Origin of the sequence: Pseudomonas jessenii, assembly GCF_002236115.1 — a bacterium.
Classification (GTDB): Bacteria; Pseudomonadota; Gammaproteobacteria; order Pseudomonadales; family Pseudomonadaceae; genus Aquipseudomonas; species Aquipseudomonas jessenii.
In genome coordinates this window covers 211,898-227,950 of sequence record NZ_NIWT01000009.1, presented here as the reverse complement: position 1 = coordinate 227,950, position 16,053 = coordinate 211,898, and the positions used below count along the sequence as shown (strand labels likewise).

General features: G+C 61.8%; 17 protein-coding genes. 1 reads left to right on the top strand and 16 read right to left on the bottom strand.

What is annotated here, in order from left to right; all coding sequences use genetic code 11:
* Positions 1 to 111: 111 nt before the first annotated feature.
* From PSJE_RS27815 to ribBA, 5 genes are all read right to left on the bottom strand, one after another.
* Positions 112 to 1,266, bottom strand: coding sequence for an ABC transporter ATP-binding protein (locus PSJE_RS27815; RefSeq protein WP_090456316.1), 1,155 nt, complete (start codon positions 1,264 to 1,266; stop codon positions 112 to 114).
* 17 nt (positions 1,267 to 1,283) lie between these two features.
* Positions 1,284 to 2,093 (bottom strand): ABC transporter permease, encoded by an 810-nt coding sequence (locus tag PSJE_RS27810; RefSeq protein WP_090456315.1) that lies wholly within the window; start codon positions 2,091 to 2,093, stop codon positions 1,284 to 1,286.
* Between the two features lie 6 nt (positions 2,094 to 2,099).
* Complete coding sequence (locus PSJE_RS27805; RefSeq protein WP_167362897.1) at positions 2,100 to 3,032, bottom strand: ABC transporter permease; 933 nt, start codon at positions 3,030 to 3,032, stop codon at positions 2,100 to 2,102.
* A complete protein-coding gene (locus tag PSJE_RS27800) occupies positions 3,029 to 4,054 on the bottom strand; it encodes an ABC transporter substrate-binding protein (RefSeq protein ID WP_090456311.1) in 1,026 nt (341 codons plus the stop codon). The genes PSJE_RS27805 and PSJE_RS27800 overlap by 4 nt, the downstream gene beginning before the upstream one ends.
* Before the next feature lie 308 nt (positions 4,055 to 4,362).
* Positions 4,363 to 5,472: a bifunctional 3,4-dihydroxy-2-butanone-4-phosphate synthase/GTP cyclohydrolase II gene (ribBA, locus tag PSJE_RS27795; protein ID WP_090456310.1), complete on the bottom strand. Its 1,110-nt coding sequence runs from the start codon at positions 5,470 to 5,472 to the stop codon at positions 4,363 to 4,365.
* Between the two features lie 70 nt (positions 5,473 to 5,542).
* Here ribBA and PSJE_RS27790 point away from each other — a divergent pair, with 70 nt between their 5' ends.
* Positions 5,543 to 5,839, top strand: coding sequence for a DUF1330 domain-containing protein (locus PSJE_RS27790; protein ID WP_090456308.1), 297 nt, complete (start codon positions 5,543 to 5,545; stop codon positions 5,837 to 5,839).
* Between the two features lie 134 nt (positions 5,840 to 5,973).
* On the opposite strand, the gene PSJE_RS27785 is transcribed toward PSJE_RS27790, so the two are convergent.
* From PSJE_RS27785 to PSJE_RS27735, 11 genes are all read right to left on the bottom strand, one after another.
* Positions 5,974 to 6,537 (bottom strand): NUDIX hydrolase, encoded by a 564-nt coding sequence (locus PSJE_RS27785; RefSeq protein ID WP_090456306.1) that lies wholly within the window; start codon positions 6,535 to 6,537, stop codon positions 5,974 to 5,976.
* 1 nt (position 6,538) lies between these two features.
* A complete protein-coding gene (locus PSJE_RS27780; RefSeq protein WP_015095667.1) occupies positions 6,539 to 7,291 on the bottom strand; it encodes a GntR family transcriptional regulator in 753 nt (250 codons plus the stop codon).
* Positions 7,292 to 7,380: 89 nt separating this feature from the next.
* Positions 7,381 to 7,770 carry a carboxymuconolactone decarboxylase family protein gene (locus PSJE_RS27775; protein ID WP_007991919.1) on the bottom strand — a complete coding sequence of 130 codons (390 nt, stop codon included), beginning with the start codon at positions 7,768 to 7,770 and terminating at the stop codon, positions 7,381 to 7,383.
* 19 nt (positions 7,771 to 7,789) lie between these two features.
* Positions 7,790 to 9,241, bottom strand: coding sequence for an NAD-dependent succinate-semialdehyde dehydrogenase (locus PSJE_RS27770; RefSeq protein ID WP_090456304.1), 1,452 nt, complete (start codon positions 9,239 to 9,241; stop codon positions 7,790 to 7,792).
* 147 nt (positions 9,242 to 9,388) lie between these two features.
* Positions 9,389 to 9,874 (bottom strand): flavin reductase family protein, encoded by a 486-nt coding sequence (locus tag PSJE_RS27765; protein ID WP_090456302.1) that lies wholly within the window; start codon positions 9,872 to 9,874, stop codon positions 9,389 to 9,391.
* A 12-nt stretch (positions 9,875 to 9,886) separates the two neighbouring features.
* Positions 9,887 to 11,368, bottom strand: a complete 1,482-nt coding sequence (locus tag PSJE_RS27760; RefSeq protein ID WP_090456300.1) for an aldehyde dehydrogenase — start codon at positions 11,366 to 11,368, stop codon at positions 9,887 to 9,889.
* Complete coding sequence (locus PSJE_RS27755; protein ID WP_090456298.1) at positions 11,365 to 12,198, bottom strand: alpha/beta fold hydrolase; 834 nt, start codon at positions 12,196 to 12,198, stop codon at positions 11,365 to 11,367. The genes PSJE_RS27760 and PSJE_RS27755 overlap by 4 nt, the downstream gene beginning before the upstream one ends.
* A gap of 44 nt (positions 12,199 to 12,242) precedes the next feature.
* Positions 12,243 to 12,833: an amino acid synthesis family protein gene (locus PSJE_RS27750; RefSeq protein WP_007978708.1), complete on the bottom strand. Its 591-nt coding sequence runs from the start codon at positions 12,831 to 12,833 to the stop codon at positions 12,243 to 12,245.
* 211 nt (positions 12,834 to 13,044) lie between these two features.
* The gene (locus PSJE_RS27745; protein ID WP_090456296.1) at positions 13,045 to 13,485 is read right to left on the bottom strand and encodes a phage infection protein; all 441 of its coding nucleotides are present in this window, start codon (positions 13,483 to 13,485) and stop codon (positions 13,045 to 13,047) included.
* A gap of 137 nt (positions 13,486 to 13,622) precedes the next feature.
* The gene (locus PSJE_RS27740) at positions 13,623 to 14,255 is read right to left on the bottom strand and encodes a response regulator (RefSeq protein WP_090456295.1); all 633 of its coding nucleotides are present in this window, start codon (positions 14,253 to 14,255) and stop codon (positions 13,623 to 13,625) included.
* Between the two features lie 39 nt (positions 14,256 to 14,294).
* Positions 14,295 to 15,653, bottom strand: a complete 1,359-nt coding sequence (locus tag PSJE_RS27735; RefSeq protein WP_090456293.1) for a cache domain-containing protein — start codon at positions 15,651 to 15,653, stop codon at positions 14,295 to 14,297.
* Positions 15,654 to 16,053: the final 400 nt, after the last annotated feature.

Sequence of the window (16,053 nt, the reverse complement as noted above, 5' to 3'; positions counted from 1 at the left end):
ATCCGTTGTCCAATTTATCTTACAGGCGACAGAAAAAAGGCCACCACAACCCGACGTTGTGGTGGCCCGAGGGTGACTCATTATAGTGGCCCGCGCGCGCAGGCCAATGGATCAGTGAGCGCCGGCGGCCTTGTTCAGGTCGCTTTCGGCCCATTCGGTGTAGACGCAGGCATCCGCGGTAGCCCAGCGCACCCGCACCGGGTCACCGGACTTGAGCGGCATGCCGGCGGCGGACAGCGCCTTGACCGTCATCGAGGTGCCGCCAGCGGTGACCACGCTGCACGTCTGGCTTTCACCCAGAAACAGCACTTCCACGACCTTGGCCGAGACTTCGTTCCAGCCGGCAGCCAAGGGTTCGGCAACGGCCTGTTCATTGCTCAGGGCCAGGGCTTTTTCCGGACGCACCATCAGCAGCACGTTCTGATCGGTTTGCAGGCCGGCCGTGAGTCGGATCGACAGCGGTTGCCCCTCGAAGGTCGCCACCGCATTACCCTGGGCCTTGAGTTTGAGGAAGTTGGAGTTGCCAAGGAACGAGGCGACAAAAGCATTCGGTGGATTCTGGTACAGGTCATAGCCGCTGCCCAGGCCGACGATCTTGCCGTGGCTGAAAATCGCGATGCGCTGGGACAGGCGCATGGCTTCTTCCTGATCGTGGGTCACGTAGACGATGGTGATGCCCAGGCGCCGATGCAGCTGACGCAGTTCGTCCTGCAAGTCTTCGCGCAGTTTCTTGTCCAGCGCACCGAGGGGTTCGTCCATCAGCAGGATGCGTGGCTCATAAACCAGCGCCCGTGCAATGGCGACTCGTTGCTGCTGGCCACCGGACAATTGCGAAGGACGGCGATGGGCAAATTGCTCAAGCTGCACCAGCTTGAGCATCGCATCGACCCGGCGTTCGCGTTCGGCGGCGGCCAGTTTGCGGATGGCCAACGGGAAGGCGATGTTGTCGCGTACCGACAGGTGCGGGAACAGCGAATAGCGCTGGAACACCATGCCGATATCGCGTTTGTGCGGCGGCACATTCACCAGCGACTGGCCGTTGACCAGGATCTCGCCGCTGCTCGGGGTTTCGAAACCGGCGAGCATCGACAGCGTGGTGCTTTTGCCCGAGCCGCTGGAACCGAGGAAGGTGAGGAATTCACCGTCCTTGATGTCCAGCGAGATGTCGTCCACGGCGGCAAAGTCGCCGTAGTATTTGTTCAGGTTGCGCAGGCTCACCAGGGGCTTGTCATTTTGCTGCGCGGAATCTTTGATCACTGCACTCATGTCGTACTCCTGCGCGCTCAGGCGCTGATTTCATTGCGCCGGCGCAGTGCGGCGGCGATCACCATGACCAATACCGAGAGGCCGATCAGCAGCGTCGAGGCGACGGCGATCACGGGCGTCAGGTCCTGGCGCAGGGTGGTCCACATTTTCACGGGAAGGGTTTGCAGGGTCGGGCTGGCCATCATCACGCTCAGCACCACTTCATCCCAGGAGACGAGGAAGGCGAAGAGGGCGCCGGCCACCATGCCCGGACGAATCGCCGGGAAGGTCACCTTGAACACCGCTTGCAGACGCGAGGCGCCGCAGATTACCGCTGCATCCTCGATCGACTGATCGAACAGCTTCAGCGAATTGATGATCGAGATGATGGTGAACGGCAGCGCGACGATGACGTGGCTGACCACGAACGCGAACATGGTCCCGGTGTAGCCCAGTTTCAGGAACAGCGCGTACACCGCCACGGCGATGATCACCAGCGGCACGATCATTGGCAGAGTGAACAGACCGTAGAGCATTTCCCGGCCGGGGAAGCGGCCACGCACCAGGGCGAAAGCCGTGGGCAGGCCCAGGGCCACGGCGAAGAACGTGGTTAGCACCGCGACCTTGAGGCTGGCCATGGCCGCGCTCATCCAGTCGGCGTTGGAGAAGAACTGGCCGTACCATTTCAGCGTCCAGCCCGGTGGCGGGAACACCAGCCATTGCGACGAGCCGAACGACAGCAGCACGATGAACACAATCGGCAGCAGCAGGAACAGACCGATCAGCCCGGTGGTGGCATACAGGCCGAAGCGCATGCGCCGGCTCATGGCATTGGGGGTCAGGAGCATGACGGCTTACCTCGCGTTGCTGGCGCCAACCGGGGATTCCGGCTGGAGCTTCAGGTAGAAGTAGAACAACACCAGCGTGATCACGATCAGCAACGCGGCGCCGGCGCTGGCCAGGCCCCAGTTGAGGAACGACTGCACCTGCTGAATGATGAACTCGGGCAGCATCATGTTCTGCGCACCGCCCAGCAGCGCCGGGGTCACGTAGTAACCGAGGGACATCACGAACACCATCAGGCCGCCGGAGAACAACCCCGGCCGGCACAGCGGCAGGAACACCCGGAAGAAGTTGGTCCACGGGCTGGCGCCGCAGATCGAGCCGGCCTGCAGGATCATCGGGTCGATGGCCTGCATGGTCGCCTGCAACGGCAGCACGATGAACGGGATCATGATGTAGCTCATGCCGATCACCACGCCGGTGAGGTTGTGCACCATCTCCAGCGGTTGATCGATGATGCCCATGGCCATCAACGCCTTGTTGATCACCCCGGAGGCTTGCAGCAACACCAGCCAGGAGTAGGTGCGGGCGAGCAGGCTGGTCCACATCGACAGCAGCACGATATTCAGGATCCAGCGCCCCCAGCCGCGCGGCACCAGGGTGATCGCCCAAGCCAGCGGGAAGCCCAGCAACAGGCTGAACAGCGTCACCAGGCCGGCCACCGAGAAGGTGTTGAGCAACACCCGCGCATAGGCCGAGTTGGCGAACAATTGCTCATAGTTGCCCAGGCCCGGCACCGGTTCCAGCACGCCGCGCAACAGCAGGCCAATCAGCGGCGCGAGAAAGAACAGGCCGAGGAACAGCAGGGCGGGGATCAGGTTGCTCGATCCGCGCCAGCGTTGCGCCAGGGTAGGGGATTGAGTCATCGCAGCCGCCTTGCCGACAGCGCCGGAGGCGCTCCCGACTGGCGTGGATGGACGGGAGGCGGTTACCGCCATTTTCATTTGACCAGCCATTCGTTCCACCGTGTCGCGATGGCCGGACCGTTCTTGGCCCAGTACGCGAAATCAAGAGTGATCTGATCCTTTGCGTAGGCGGTCGGCAGGTTCGGGGCCAGCGCCGAATCCAGGCGCGCCACACTGTCGACGTTGACCGGAGCGTAGGCGGTCAGGTTGGAGAAGTCCGCCTGGCCCTTGGCACTGCTGGCGTTGGCCAGGAACTTCATCGCCGCGTCCTTGTTTTTCGAACCCTTGGGGATGACCAGGATGTCGGCCATGACCAGGTTCTGCTTCCAGCTTACGCCGACCGGCGCGCCGTCTTCCTGCAGGGCATGGATCCGGCCGTTCCAGAACTGGCCCATGCTCGCCTCACCGGAGGCCAGCAGTTGCTGCGACTGCGCGCCGCCGCCCCACCAGACGATGTCTTTCTTGATGGTGTCGAGTTTCTTGAAGGCGCGATCCAGGTCCAGCGGATAGAGCTTGTCCGCCGCTACACCGTCGGCCAGCAACGCCAGTTCAAGCACGCCTGGGCTTGGCCATTTGTAGAGGGCGCGTTTGCCGGGGTAGGTCTTGGTGTCGAACAGTGCGGACCAGTCCTGAGGCTTGTTGGCGCCGAGCTTGCCTTCGTTGTAGCCGAGGACGAAGGAGAAGAAGAACGAGCCGACGCCGTGATCGCTGACGAAGCGCGGGTCGATCTTGTCGCGTTCAATGACATTGAAATCGAGGGGTTCGAGTAAGCCTTCGGCGGCGGCGCGCAAGGCGAAGTCGGCTTCGACGTCGACCACGTCCCACTGCACGTTGCCGCTCTCGACCATGGCCTTGAGTTTGCCGTAGTCGGTCGGGCCATCCTGCACGACGGTAATGCCGCTGGCCTTGCTGAACGGGTCGGCCCAGGCCTGCTTCTGCGCATCCTGGGTGCTGCCGCCCCAACTCACGAAGTTGACGCTTTCAGCCGCCAGCAATGCCTGGCTGGTCACGCTCAGCAGTCCCGCAAAAAGAACTGCGGTCGCACGTTTGTTCAACACCATTTTCACGCCCTCATTGTTGTGTTTATGAGCGGGGCCTTGGAGTGCCCGCCTATCGGGAGCAGTAGGTCCGTCGAGTCAGTGCTGACTGTCCGGTCTATGGAATATCATATTATGGTATTCCAAACTTTGTGCAAGCATTTTGCCGTACCGGCTATCAGCCAAACGTGGTTTTTCAGTGGCTCCGAAGATTGCCCGGCGACGCAATCCCTTGTGGGAGCGAGCCTGTTCGCGATGAGGGCGTGTCAGTCGATATCAATGTTGACTGATATACCGCTATCGCGAGCAAGCTCGCTCCCACAGGGGATGCGTCAACCCGTGAAAGGAATACTCTCCACCACTTCCAGGTCATACCCGGTCAAACCGGCATATTTCAGCGGCGGCCCGAGATGGCGCAGCTTGCCGACACCCAGGTTCTGCAGGATCTGCGCACCGGTGCCCACCTCCGAATAAATCCGCGACTGCGAACGGCTGAACTGCCGGGGCGTCTGGGTCAATTGCGGTACGCGTTCGAGTAACGCCTGGGAGGACTCGTGATTGGCCAGCACCACCACCACGCCGTGGCCTTCGGCGGCGACACGCTGCAAGGCGGCCCACAAGGTCCAGTTGGTCGGCCCGCTGTACTCGGCACCGACCAGATCGCGCAACGGGTCAATCACATGCACGCGCACCAGCGTCGGCTCACCACGGCGCAGATCGCCCATGACCATGGCCATGTGGACACCGCCTTCGATGCGATCCTCAAAGGTGATCAGACGAAAGGTGCCGTGTACGGTGGGCAGATCACGTTCACCGATGCGCACGATGGTGTGTTCGGTGCTAAGGCGGTAGTGGATCAGGTCGGCGATGGTGCCGATCTTGATCCCGTGCTTGCGCGCAAACACTTCTAGGTCAGGGCGCCGGGCCATGGTGCCGTCGTCGTTCATCACTTCGACGATCACCGAGGCCGGGGTATGGCCGGCCAGGCGGGCCAGGTCGCAACCGGCCTCGGTATGACCGGCGCGGGTCAGCACGCCGCCTTCCCGGGCACGCAACGGGAAGATATGGCCGGGTTGCACGATGTCGGCAGGGCCGGCGCTGGCAGCGACGGCGGCGGCCACGGTGCAGGCACGATCGGCGGCGGAGATACCGGTGGTCACCCCGACGGCGGCCTCGATGGACACGGTGAAGGCGGTGCTGAACACGCTGCCGTTGCTCGGCACCATCTGCTCCAGGCCCAGGCGTTTGCAGTGTTCGTCGGTCAAGGTCAGGCAGATCAGGCCACGGGCTTCGCGGGCCATGAAACTGATCGCCTCGGGTGTGCAGCAGTCGGCGGCCAGCAACAGGTCGCCTTCGTTTTCCCGGTCTTCGTCGTCGACCAGCAGGACCATTTTGCCGAGGCGGTAATCTTCGATGATTTCTTCGATGCTGTTGAAGGCCATGCTGGAGTCTCAGTGTTTGTTGGATGGGTATTGTGGTATACCATAATACAAAACAAACCGAGAGGTCACTATGAAGGCGTACTGGATTGCTCACGTGGACATCACCGACCCCGATCAATACAGCCAATACACCCAGCGGGCGCCGAAGGCGTTTGCTCAGTATGGCGGTCGGATTCTGGCGCGGGGCGGGCGCAGCGAGGCGATGGAAGGCCGGCCTACGCCGCAACGCAGTGTGGTGATCGAGTTTGATTCCTATGAGCAGGCGGTGGCTTGCTATCACTCGGCGTTGTATCAGGAGGCCAGGGGGCATCGCGAAGGCGTGGCGAAGGCAGAGGTCATTATCGTCGAGGGCATGGCGCCGCTCTGATCAACACCGCTTGACCCTGTAGGAGCGAGCCTGCTCGCGAAAAACGTTAGAGCAACGCGTTCGGTCAGTCAGCACGCGTCATCGTTGACGACCATCGCGAGCAGGCTCGCTCCTACAGGGGGGAATGGGTTTTTTCAGCGAATGAAGTGAATCTTCCCGCTGTCGTCATTGCCCATGTAGATGCCATAAACCCCGGCCTGACGCTCCTCGATATAGCGCTCAAGGATCTGCCGGATCGCCGGATAGTAGATGCTGTTCCAGGGAATGTCCTCGGGCGCGAAGAACTTGTAGTCGAGGGTTTCCGGGCCGTACTGCCCGGTAATCTCCAGCGCGATGGCTCGGAAGATGATGTACACCTCGCTGATCTTCGGCACGCTGAAGATCGAATAGGGCGAGACGATTTCGGCACGCACGCCGCTTTCTTCCCAGACTTCGCGCAAGGCCGCCTGTTCGGTGGTCTCGCCACTTTCCATGAAGCCTGCCGGCAGCGTCCAGGTGCCCGGACGCGGCGGAATCGCGCGTTGGCACAGCAAATATTTGCCGTCCTGCTCGATGATGCAGCCGGCAATGATTTTCGGATTGATGTAATGGATGTAGCCGCAACCGCGGCACATCAGGCGCTCGTGCGTATCGCCCGGCGGCAACTGTGACCTGAGGTCTGCGCTGCCGCACTTGGGGCAAAAGCTCGGGCTGAACATTTCAGCGACCTATGCGCGGTTCTTTCAGCGCGATGGGCAAGGTAATCGCCGGGATATCGCCGGTTTCTTCCTGCTTGCGCTTGAGGTAGTCCAGGGCCACGGCAGCGGCCGCACGCACGTGGTCGACGCAAGCCTGGTGAGCGGCCAGCGGATCACCGCCCTTGATCGCCTCGACCATGCGTTCCATTTCCTGGTTACTGGCGCCGCGACGGTTTTCCTGGGACACCGAGGTCGCGCGCAGGTAGCTGATGCGTGCCTGCAACTGGCGCAATTGAGTGGCTGCGACATGGTTGCCCGAGCCTTCGAGCAGCACATCGTAGAAACCTTGCACCGAGTCGATGACCTGTTGCAGCTCACCGTCCTTGAGCGCCTTGCGATTTTCTTCGAGGGCTTTTTCCAGGGCCTTGATGTCCTTGGCCTTGGCGCGCAGGGTGAACAGTTGCACGATCAGCCCTTCGAGTACGCAGCGTAACTCGTAGATGTCCACGGCATCGGCCAGGGTGATGATCGCGACACGCGGGCCCTTGGCGTCGGCGAATTCCACCAGGCCTTCGGATTCCAGGTGACGCAAGGCTTCGCGCACGGAGGTACGGCTGACGCCCAGGCGATCGCACAGATCGCGTTCGACCAGACGGTCTCCCGGCAGGAGCTGGAAGTTCATGATGGCGCTTCGCAGTTTATCCAGCACGATTTCGCGCAGGGTAACGGGGTTGCGATTGACCTTGAAGCTGTCGTCGAGTGGCAGGCGTTTCATGGGGTCCGCTCTGATTGTGGCTGTCCATGCAAAAAAGAGCACTTCGATTACGGGAATCTGGGTGCCCGGTCAGATCAAACAGCCAAGGGTTAACTGGAGGCCTCGGCATCGGCTTCGGCGAAGGCTTCACGGGCGAGCCGGAAACTGTCTACGGCAGCGGGGACACCGCAATAAATGCCGACCTGAAGCAATATTTCGCGTATTTGCTCACGACTCAGGCCGTTACGCAAGGCGCCGCGCACATGCAGTTTGAGTTCATGGGGCCGGTTGAGGGCCGAGATCATCGCCAGGTTGATCATGCTGCGCTCCTTGAGCGACAAACCCTCACGACCCCAGACATGCCCCCAACAATACTCGGTGACCATTTCCTGCAACGGTCGGGTGAAGTCGTCGGCGTTCTCGATGGAACGATTGACGTAGGCCTCACCCAGCACCTGGGTACGGATCTTCAGGCCTTTTTCATACTTTTCGTTGTTCATTTGCGTAGCTCCCGCGGGCTCAAAGGCCGCCCATCAAGGTGTATTTGAGTTCCAGGTAATCCTCGATGCCGTACTTCGACCCTTCACGGCCCAGCCCCGAGGACTTGATCCCGCCGAATGGCGCGACCTCAGTGGAAATCAGCCCTTCGTTGATCCCGACCATGCCGTACTCCAGCGCCTCGCTCATGCGCCAGGCGCGGCCCAGGTCGCGGGTGTAGCAGTAGGCAGCCAGGCCGAACTCGGTGTCGTTGGCCATCTCGACGGCCTGGGCCTCGGTGTCGAAACGGAACACGGCGGCCAACGGGCCAAAGGTTTCATCCCGGGCGACTTTCATCCGGGTGGTGACGCCGATGAGAACGGTCGGCTGGAAGAATCCATTGCCCAGCGCATGGCGTTCGCCGCCGCAGAGCAGTTGTGCTCCGTGGGCCAGAGCGTCTTGCACGTGTTCTTCGACCTTGGCCACGGCGCGCTCGTTGATCAGTGGCCCTTGGGTGACGCCATCATCGAAACCGCTGCCGACCTTGAGTTGCGAAACCCGCTCGGCCAGGCGTGCGACAAAGGCGTCGTGGATGCCGGCCTGCACCAGGAAGCGATTGACGCAGACGCAGGTTTGCCCGGCGTTGCGGAATTTGGCGATCAGCGCGCCGTCGACGGCGCGTTCCAGATCGGCATCGTCGAAGACAATGAATGGCGCGTTGCCGCCCAGTTCCAACGAGACTTTTTTCAGGGTCGGCGCGCACTGGGCCATCAGCAGCTTGCCGATGGCGGTGGAGCCGGTGAACGACAGTTTGCGCACAAGGCTGCTGCCGGTCAGCTCGCCACCGATGGCGATGGCATCGCCGGTGATCACGTTGAAAATGCCCGCTGGAATCCCGGCCTGTTCCGCCAGCGCAGCCATGGCCAGTGCCGAGAACGGAGTTTCCGGAGCCGGCTTGACGATGCACGGGCAACCGGCCGCCAGTGCCGGGCCGGCCTTGCGGGTGATCATCGCCGCCGGGAAGTTCCACGGCGTGATGGCCGCGACGACGCCAATCGGCTCCTTGCTGACCACGATGCGCGCATCGCCCTTGTGGCTGGGAATGGTGTCGCCGTAGATGCGCTTGGCCTCTTCGGCGAACCACTCGATGAAGCTCGCGGCGTAGAGGATTTCGCCTTTGGCTTCGGCCAGTGGCTTGCCTTGTTCGAGGGTGAGGATGTGTGCCAGGGCGTCGGCGTTTTCCAGCATCAAGGCATGCCAGCGCTTGAGCGTATTGCTGCGCTCCTTGGCGGTCAGCGCGCGCCAGGCCGGCCAGGCCTTGTTGGCGGCCTCGATAGCCAGGCGCGCATGCTCGGCACCGAGGTTCGGCACCTGGCCGATCAGTTCACCGGTGGCCGGGTTGAAGATGTCCTGACAGGCGCCATCCGGCGCGTCCAGCCACTGGCCATCGATGTAGGCCTGCTGACGGAACAATTGCGAGGCTGCTGGGCTCATGCCGGCTCCTGGAAAGAATGAAGACTTAACTGTCTGGTGCAGTACCTGTGGGAGCGAGCTTGCTCGCGATAGCGGACTGACATTCAACATCGATGTCGACTGATACACCGTCATCGCGAGCAAGCTCGCTCCTACAGAAAAGCAGTGTCAGGCCAGGGTGGGCAGGGGGCCCAGTTTGCCTTTGTGGTAGATCATCGGCGTGACCGGTTGCGCGGGCAGGATCAGGTTCTTCACCGCGCCGACGATGATCGCGTGATCGCCGCCGTCGTATTCGCGCCACAGTTCGCACTCGATGATCGCCGTGGCCTTGGCGAGGATCGGGTTACCCAATTCGCTCAAGTGCCACTCGATCCCTTTGGCCTTGTCCTTGCCTTTACCGGCGAAGGCATAGGCCTCGGCGGTCTGGTCGGCGGACAGCAGGTGAATTGCGAACTGCTTGCTGTCGCGCAGCACCGGGTAGGTGTCGGAGCCGTAGTTGGGGCAGAACAGCACCAGTGCCGGGTCGATCGACAGCGCACTGAAGGCGCTGGCGGTGATGCCGACGATGCCGCCGTCCGGGTCCAGGGTGGTGACCACCGTGACCCCGGAGGGGAACGAGCTCATCACGTCTTTGTAAATGCCGGGTTCGATCATTTTCCAGGACTCCTAGCGCATCACGAAGGGATCAGGCATCGGTGCCTGGGACAGGTTGATCCACACCGTTTTCAGCTCGGTGTAGGCCAGCACCGAATCGATGCCGCTTTCGCGTCCATAGCCGCTGTTCTTGAAGCCGCCGATCGGCGCCATGGCCGAGACTGCACGGTAGGTGTTGACCCAGATGATCCCCGAACGCACGTCCCGGGCCAGGCGATGGGCGCGGCCCAGGTCGCGGGTCCAGATGCCGGCGGCGAGGCCGAACTGCGAGTCGTTGGCAATCGCCAGCGCTTGGGCTTCGTCCTTGAAACGGATGACCGAAGCCACCGGACCAAAGACTTCTTCCTGCATGATCTTCATCGAATTGCGGTCGCACTCGAACAGCGTCGGTTCGTAGAACCAGCCGTCACCCAGATTCTCTGGACGCTTGCCGCCCAGGCGCAGGCGCGCGCCTTCGGCGATGGCATCGGCCACCAGGCCTTCGACCACGGCCAGTTGCTGTGCGGTGGCCATCGGGCCCATTTCGCTGCTGTCGTCCTGCGGGTTGCCAATGCGGATGCGCTTGGCGCGTTCCACCAGACGACCGACGAACTCATCGTAGATTTCGTCCTGCACCAGCAAGCGCGAACCGGAGACGCAGCTTTGCCCGGAGGCGGCATAGATCCCGGCGATGGCGCCGTTGATCGCGCTGTCGAGGTCGGCATCGGCGAAGATGATGTTCGGCGATTTGCCCCCCAGTTCCAGCGACAGCTTGGCGAAGTTCTCGGCACTGCTGCGCACCACATGCCGAGCCGTCGCCGCGCCGCCGGTGAAGGCGATCTTGCGGATCAGCGGATGGCGGGTGAGGGCGGCGCCGGTGCTCGGACCGTAACCGGTGACGACGTTGACCACCCCCGGCGGAATCCCGGCTTCCAGTGCCAGGCGCGCCAGTTCAAGAATCGTTGCCGAGGCGTGTTCCGACGGCTTGATCACGATGGTATTGCCTGCGGCGAGGGCTGGGGCGAGTTTAATCGCGGTCAGGTACAGCGGGCTGTTCCACGGAATGATCGCGGCAACCACACCCATGGCTTCGTGCACGGTGTAGGCAAACAGATCCGGCTTGTCCAGCGGCAGGGTGCCGCCTTCGAGCTTGTCCGCCAGGCCTGCGGTGTAGTGGAAGAACTCCGGCAAATAGCCGACCTGGCCACGGGTTTCGCGGATCAGCTTGCCGTTGTCACGGCTTTCGAGCTGCGCCAGTTGTTCTTTGTTCTCGGCGATCAGGTCGCCCAGGCGTCGCAGCAATTTGCCGCGAGCGGTAGCCGTCAAACCGCGCCATGCCGGGCTGTCGAAAGCCGTCTGCGCAGCCTGCACGGCACGCTCGACATCGGCTTCGTCGGCATCGGGCAGTTCAGCCCAGGGTTCGGCCAAAGCCGGGTTGAGGCTTTCGAAGGTCTTGCCGGACAGGGCATCGACCCATTCACCGCCGATGCACATCTGGAAGCGTGCGAGTGTCATGCAACGATCCCCTTGATCTGGTTTTGTTTGGAGTGCGCGGTCTGCAGAAACTCCAGCAACAGCTGGTTGACCAGGCGCGGCGACTCTACCGGCATCATATGCCGTTGCTCGGCGAGTACGGCAACGGTCGCGCCGGGAATCCGTTCGGCCAGTTGCCGGGCCATTTCCGGGGTTGAGCCGGGGTCCAGTTCGCCGGTGGCGATCAGCGTCGGCACCTGGATGCTGGCCAGGTCGTCGGCGCGGTACATATCCTGGGTGGCGAACAGTTCATAAGTGGTCAGGTAGCCCTGAGGGTCATTGCCGGCCAGGGTCTGGCGAATCGCGGCGATCTGCGCCGGGTTCGCGGCCTGGTATTCACGGCTGAACCAGCGCGACAGTGCGGCTTCGGCATTGGCGTCCGGCCCGTGTTCGGCAGCCTGGCTGGTGCGGGCGATGACCCCGGCACGCTGTTCGGCACTGCGGTTGAACACGCTGTTGAGCACCACCAGGCCTTCCAGGCGTTGCGGGTAGTGCAGGGCAAAGGCCCGCGCCACCAGCCCGCCCATGGAAAAACCGATCACCGTTGCCTTGGGCAATTGCAGGTGGTCGAGCAGCTCCAGCAACTGGTCGGCATAGCCGAGCAGTTGCGTACCGTTCTCCGGTCGCGGGCTGGCGCCATGGCCGAGCATGTCGTAGGCGATGACGCGGTACTTCGTGGCCAGGCCAACGATCTGGCCGCCCCACATTTCTTTGTTCAGGCCCACGCCGTGGATCAAGACCACGGGCTGGCCTTGGCCGGTCGCCAGGTAACTGGTGCCAGCCGGGGTGAGTTCAGCGGTGAGCCGAATCATGGAGCGCTCCTGCAATGCCTTCTTGTTGTCGTTCTGCTGGCCGGTTACTGGGCTTTTTCGGCAGCCAGTTCTTCCAGGTCGATGTAGCGGTTGCCGATGCGCGGGTGCAGGCGGCCGCCGTCGGCGCAACCCAGGACCACGACGATTTCGTCGGCACGCGGCGCGTCTTCGATCTGCATTTCCAGGGTGATGTAGTGCGAGCGCAGGCCTTCGTCGTCCTTGTGCATCATCGGGATCTGGATCGAGGTGCCCGGGCCGCCGCGCTTGTTGGTGAAGCTCAGGTAGCTCTTGGCCTTGACCGCCTCGCGGTAATGGTTGCCGAAGCGCAGGGTGTGGATCACCGCCGAAGCGTGTTCGATTTCGCCATCGGCGCCGACCACCGCAGCCTTGCCGTACGCCTCGATTTTCTCGGCGCCGCCAATGATGCCCACCAGACGCTCGACCATCAGTGCGCCGAGGTCGGAGCAGTTGGCGCGGATCTGTGGTTTCAGGTCTTCGACGAAACCGTTGCCCAGCCAGGGGTTCTTCATCACCACGGCCAGACCGACCATGGTCACAGGCTTATCGGTGGCTTTGCCGCCTTCAATAAAGGTTTCTTCGACATAGCTGACGATCTTGCGGATTTCGAAACTCATGAGCTGCTCCGTAGAGGTTTGGGTGTCTGTGCGTCTGATGGTATACCATAATACCGGAAGCACAAGTCCCCGAACGGAGTTTCTGGCTGGATGGCGATAAAAGGGGGGCGGGCGAGGCGCTATGCGTGGCGGGAAGGACTTATAAAAGACGTAAAAAAACCCGGCTGATGAGGCCGGGTTTTTCGTCGAGTCCTGCGGTAAAGCACTGCATTCAGACAGCGCGGCTTTCGATCAGACGATCCGAACCGCCTTCGGCTACGCGGTTTTGCAGCAGTTTGTCGGAACCGCCTTCGGCTACGCGGTTTTGCAGCAGTTTGTCGGAACCGCCTTCGGCTACGCGGTTTTGCAGCAGTTTGTCGGAACCGCCTTCAGCGACGCGGTTCTGCAGGAGTTTGTCGGAGCCGCCTTCAGCGACGCGGTTTTGCAGGAGCTTGTCGGAGCCGCCTTCGGCAACACGTTTTTCCAGCAGGCGATCCGAACCACCTTCGGCGACACGATTCTCGATCAGGCGATCGGAACCACCCTCGGCCACACGGCTTTCAATCAGACGATCGGAGCCGCCTTCAGCGACCACAGGTTGAGCAGAGTTTGCGGCGAAAGCGTTAACTGCGAAAACCGAGAAAGCGATGCTGAGGAGGGTCTGGCGTTTCATGATGGTGTGCTCCGGGGTGCTTATGGGTTGGTATGGAGCAGATGTTACGCCGTGGATTTTTTAAGAGAACTTCATTGAATCAATGGTGACTATCGACGCAGTCAATGGTGGATTCGATGCCCCTTGTGGGAGCGGTACTAGCGGGAAATAAGCCCATGATCGATCGCGTATTTGACCAGCGCCGCCGGCTTGTCGATGTTGAGTTTGCGTCGGATGCTCAGGCGATGGGTTTCCACCGTGCGCACGCTGATGTCCAGTTCCCGGGCCATTTCCTTGTTGTTCAACCCCTGCGCCATCTTCGACAGCACCTGGCTTTCCCTAGGGGTCAGTTCGTTGTCGGTGTTCCTGTCGGCGATCAGCCGCTGGGCGATTTCCGCGCTGTAGAAGGTTCCCCCGCTGGTGATGGCCTCGATGGCGGCGATGATTTCCCGTGACGGGGCGTTCTTCAGCACGTAGCCGCTGGCACCGGAGCGCACCGATTCACTGACGTATTCGTAATTGTCGTACATGCTCAGCACCAGCACCTTGAGCGACGGGTACTGGCTGCGCAGCACGCGGGTCAGTTCCAGGCCGTTCATGTCCGGCAGGCTGATGTCGACCAGCAGCAGGTCCGGCTGGCAACGTCCGACCATCTCGATGGCCGCGGCGCCGTTTTCCGCTTCGCCGACCATTTCCAGGGGCGACATCACGGCCAGCAGCGCCTTGATGCCGTCGCGGACCAGGGAGTGATCGTCGACCAGGGCGACGCGGATCGGGGAGGGCAGGTTCATCGCAGCTATTCACTCTTGTAGTTTTGGGCCGGGTCAGCGTTATGCGTCTGGTTTCATTGGCAGCCGCACGTCCAGCTCACTTCTGCCCGGCATCGAAATCAAATCGAAGCGCCCGCCAAAATGTTCGACGCGTTCGCGGATATTACGCAGGCCAATGCCGGCCTGACGACGTTCGACCTGGGCGACGTTGAAACCAATGCCGTCATCGACCACCGTCAGCCGCACCGACTGTTCGCAGCCGCGCAGTGTAATGGACACGTTCTTCGCCTGGGCGTGGCGTTCAATATTGGTCAGGCCTTCCTGGACGATTCGGAACAGCGAAACAGCCGCGCCGTCGACCAATTGACAGTCGAATTCATTTTCGTCATAGGTCACGGTCAGCCCGCTGCGCTGCTCGAATTCGGCAGCCAATTGGCCGATGGCCGCCGGCAGGCCGAGGGTGTCGAGCAGGGATGAGCGCAGGTCGTGGGAGAGGCTGCGGACTTCGCCGATGGCATCGCCCAGGCGCTCGGTGGCGTCTTTCAGCGTGCTCAAGCCCTTGTCGTGGGCCTGTCCGCGTTCCAGCAGATGGCTGGCCAGTTCGAATTGAAACTTGATCGAGACCAGCACCTGGCTGATGCCGTCGTGCAACTCGCGGGACACCCGTGATCGTTCCTCTTCCTGCAGGCTGACGATGCGCTGGGTCAGGCGCTGCAGTTTCTTGTCCGCCAGCCGATGTTCGCTGACGTTGAGGGTCATGCCCGTGGCGAAGACGAACAGCACCGCGACGAGGGCAACCACGGCAATCGCCATCATGGTCTTGCGAATTCCCATGGCCACTTCGGCACGGGCCTGCTGGGTGGCGCGTTCGATGTCTTCGAGGTAGATGCCGGTACCGAGCATCCAGCCCCAGCGATCGAGCATCACCACGTAGGCGAGCTTGTCGGTCACCTGACCGGAGGAGGGTTTGTTCCAGGCATAGCGTTGAAAACCTTCGCCCGATTGCGCGCTTTTGAGCAGCGCCTGGATCACCGGCAGGCCGTGGGGATCTTTCATGTCCCACAGGTATTGGCCCACCAGTTCCGACTGGCGCGCATGCATCAGGCTGCGGCCTTCGTGGTCGTAGACGAAGAAGTAGCCGTTGATGCCAAAGCTGAGCTTGCGCAGTTCTTCCAGCACTTGTTGTTGGGCACGGGCATCGCCGTGGCCGTCGTCGTACAGGGGCGCGATCAGGCTCTGGGCCATTTCCACGTAGTTTTTCAGCTCCGCGCGCTTGCTCGCCAGAATGCTGTCTTCGATCAGTTGCGCCTGTTGATCGCCCAATTGGCGATTGAGGGAAATCACCAGCGCGCAGATGACGGCAATGGCCAGCACCAGCGGCAGAATCCCGAGGGCGACGATCTTGTGTTTGAGCTGCATGTTGACTCCTGCCCGCGCGAAGGCTCGGGATCATATGCCAAAGAGGTGTTCGGCCAGTAGCGTTGCTGGACGGAATGACCGGCGGCCGGGATGCCATTCAGTTGAAATACAGAACCTGTGTAAGCGAGCTTGCGCGCGATGAGGGCGGCACATTCAACATTGATGTGTCTGACAGCCCGCTATCGCGAGCAAGCTCGCTCCCACATTTGATCGGGGATGGCCCCCGGGTCCGGTGGTGAACCCACATGAGATCGGCGTCATCTACGTAGAACTACGTAGACGCCGCGTACGTAGTAACGCGGATTTATTTGTGGACGACATGCGCAGATATTGGGCCAGCTCCGCACTGCGGACACAATTATAAAAATTACCGCCGCAGTCACTGGCTGTCGGCAGGAGA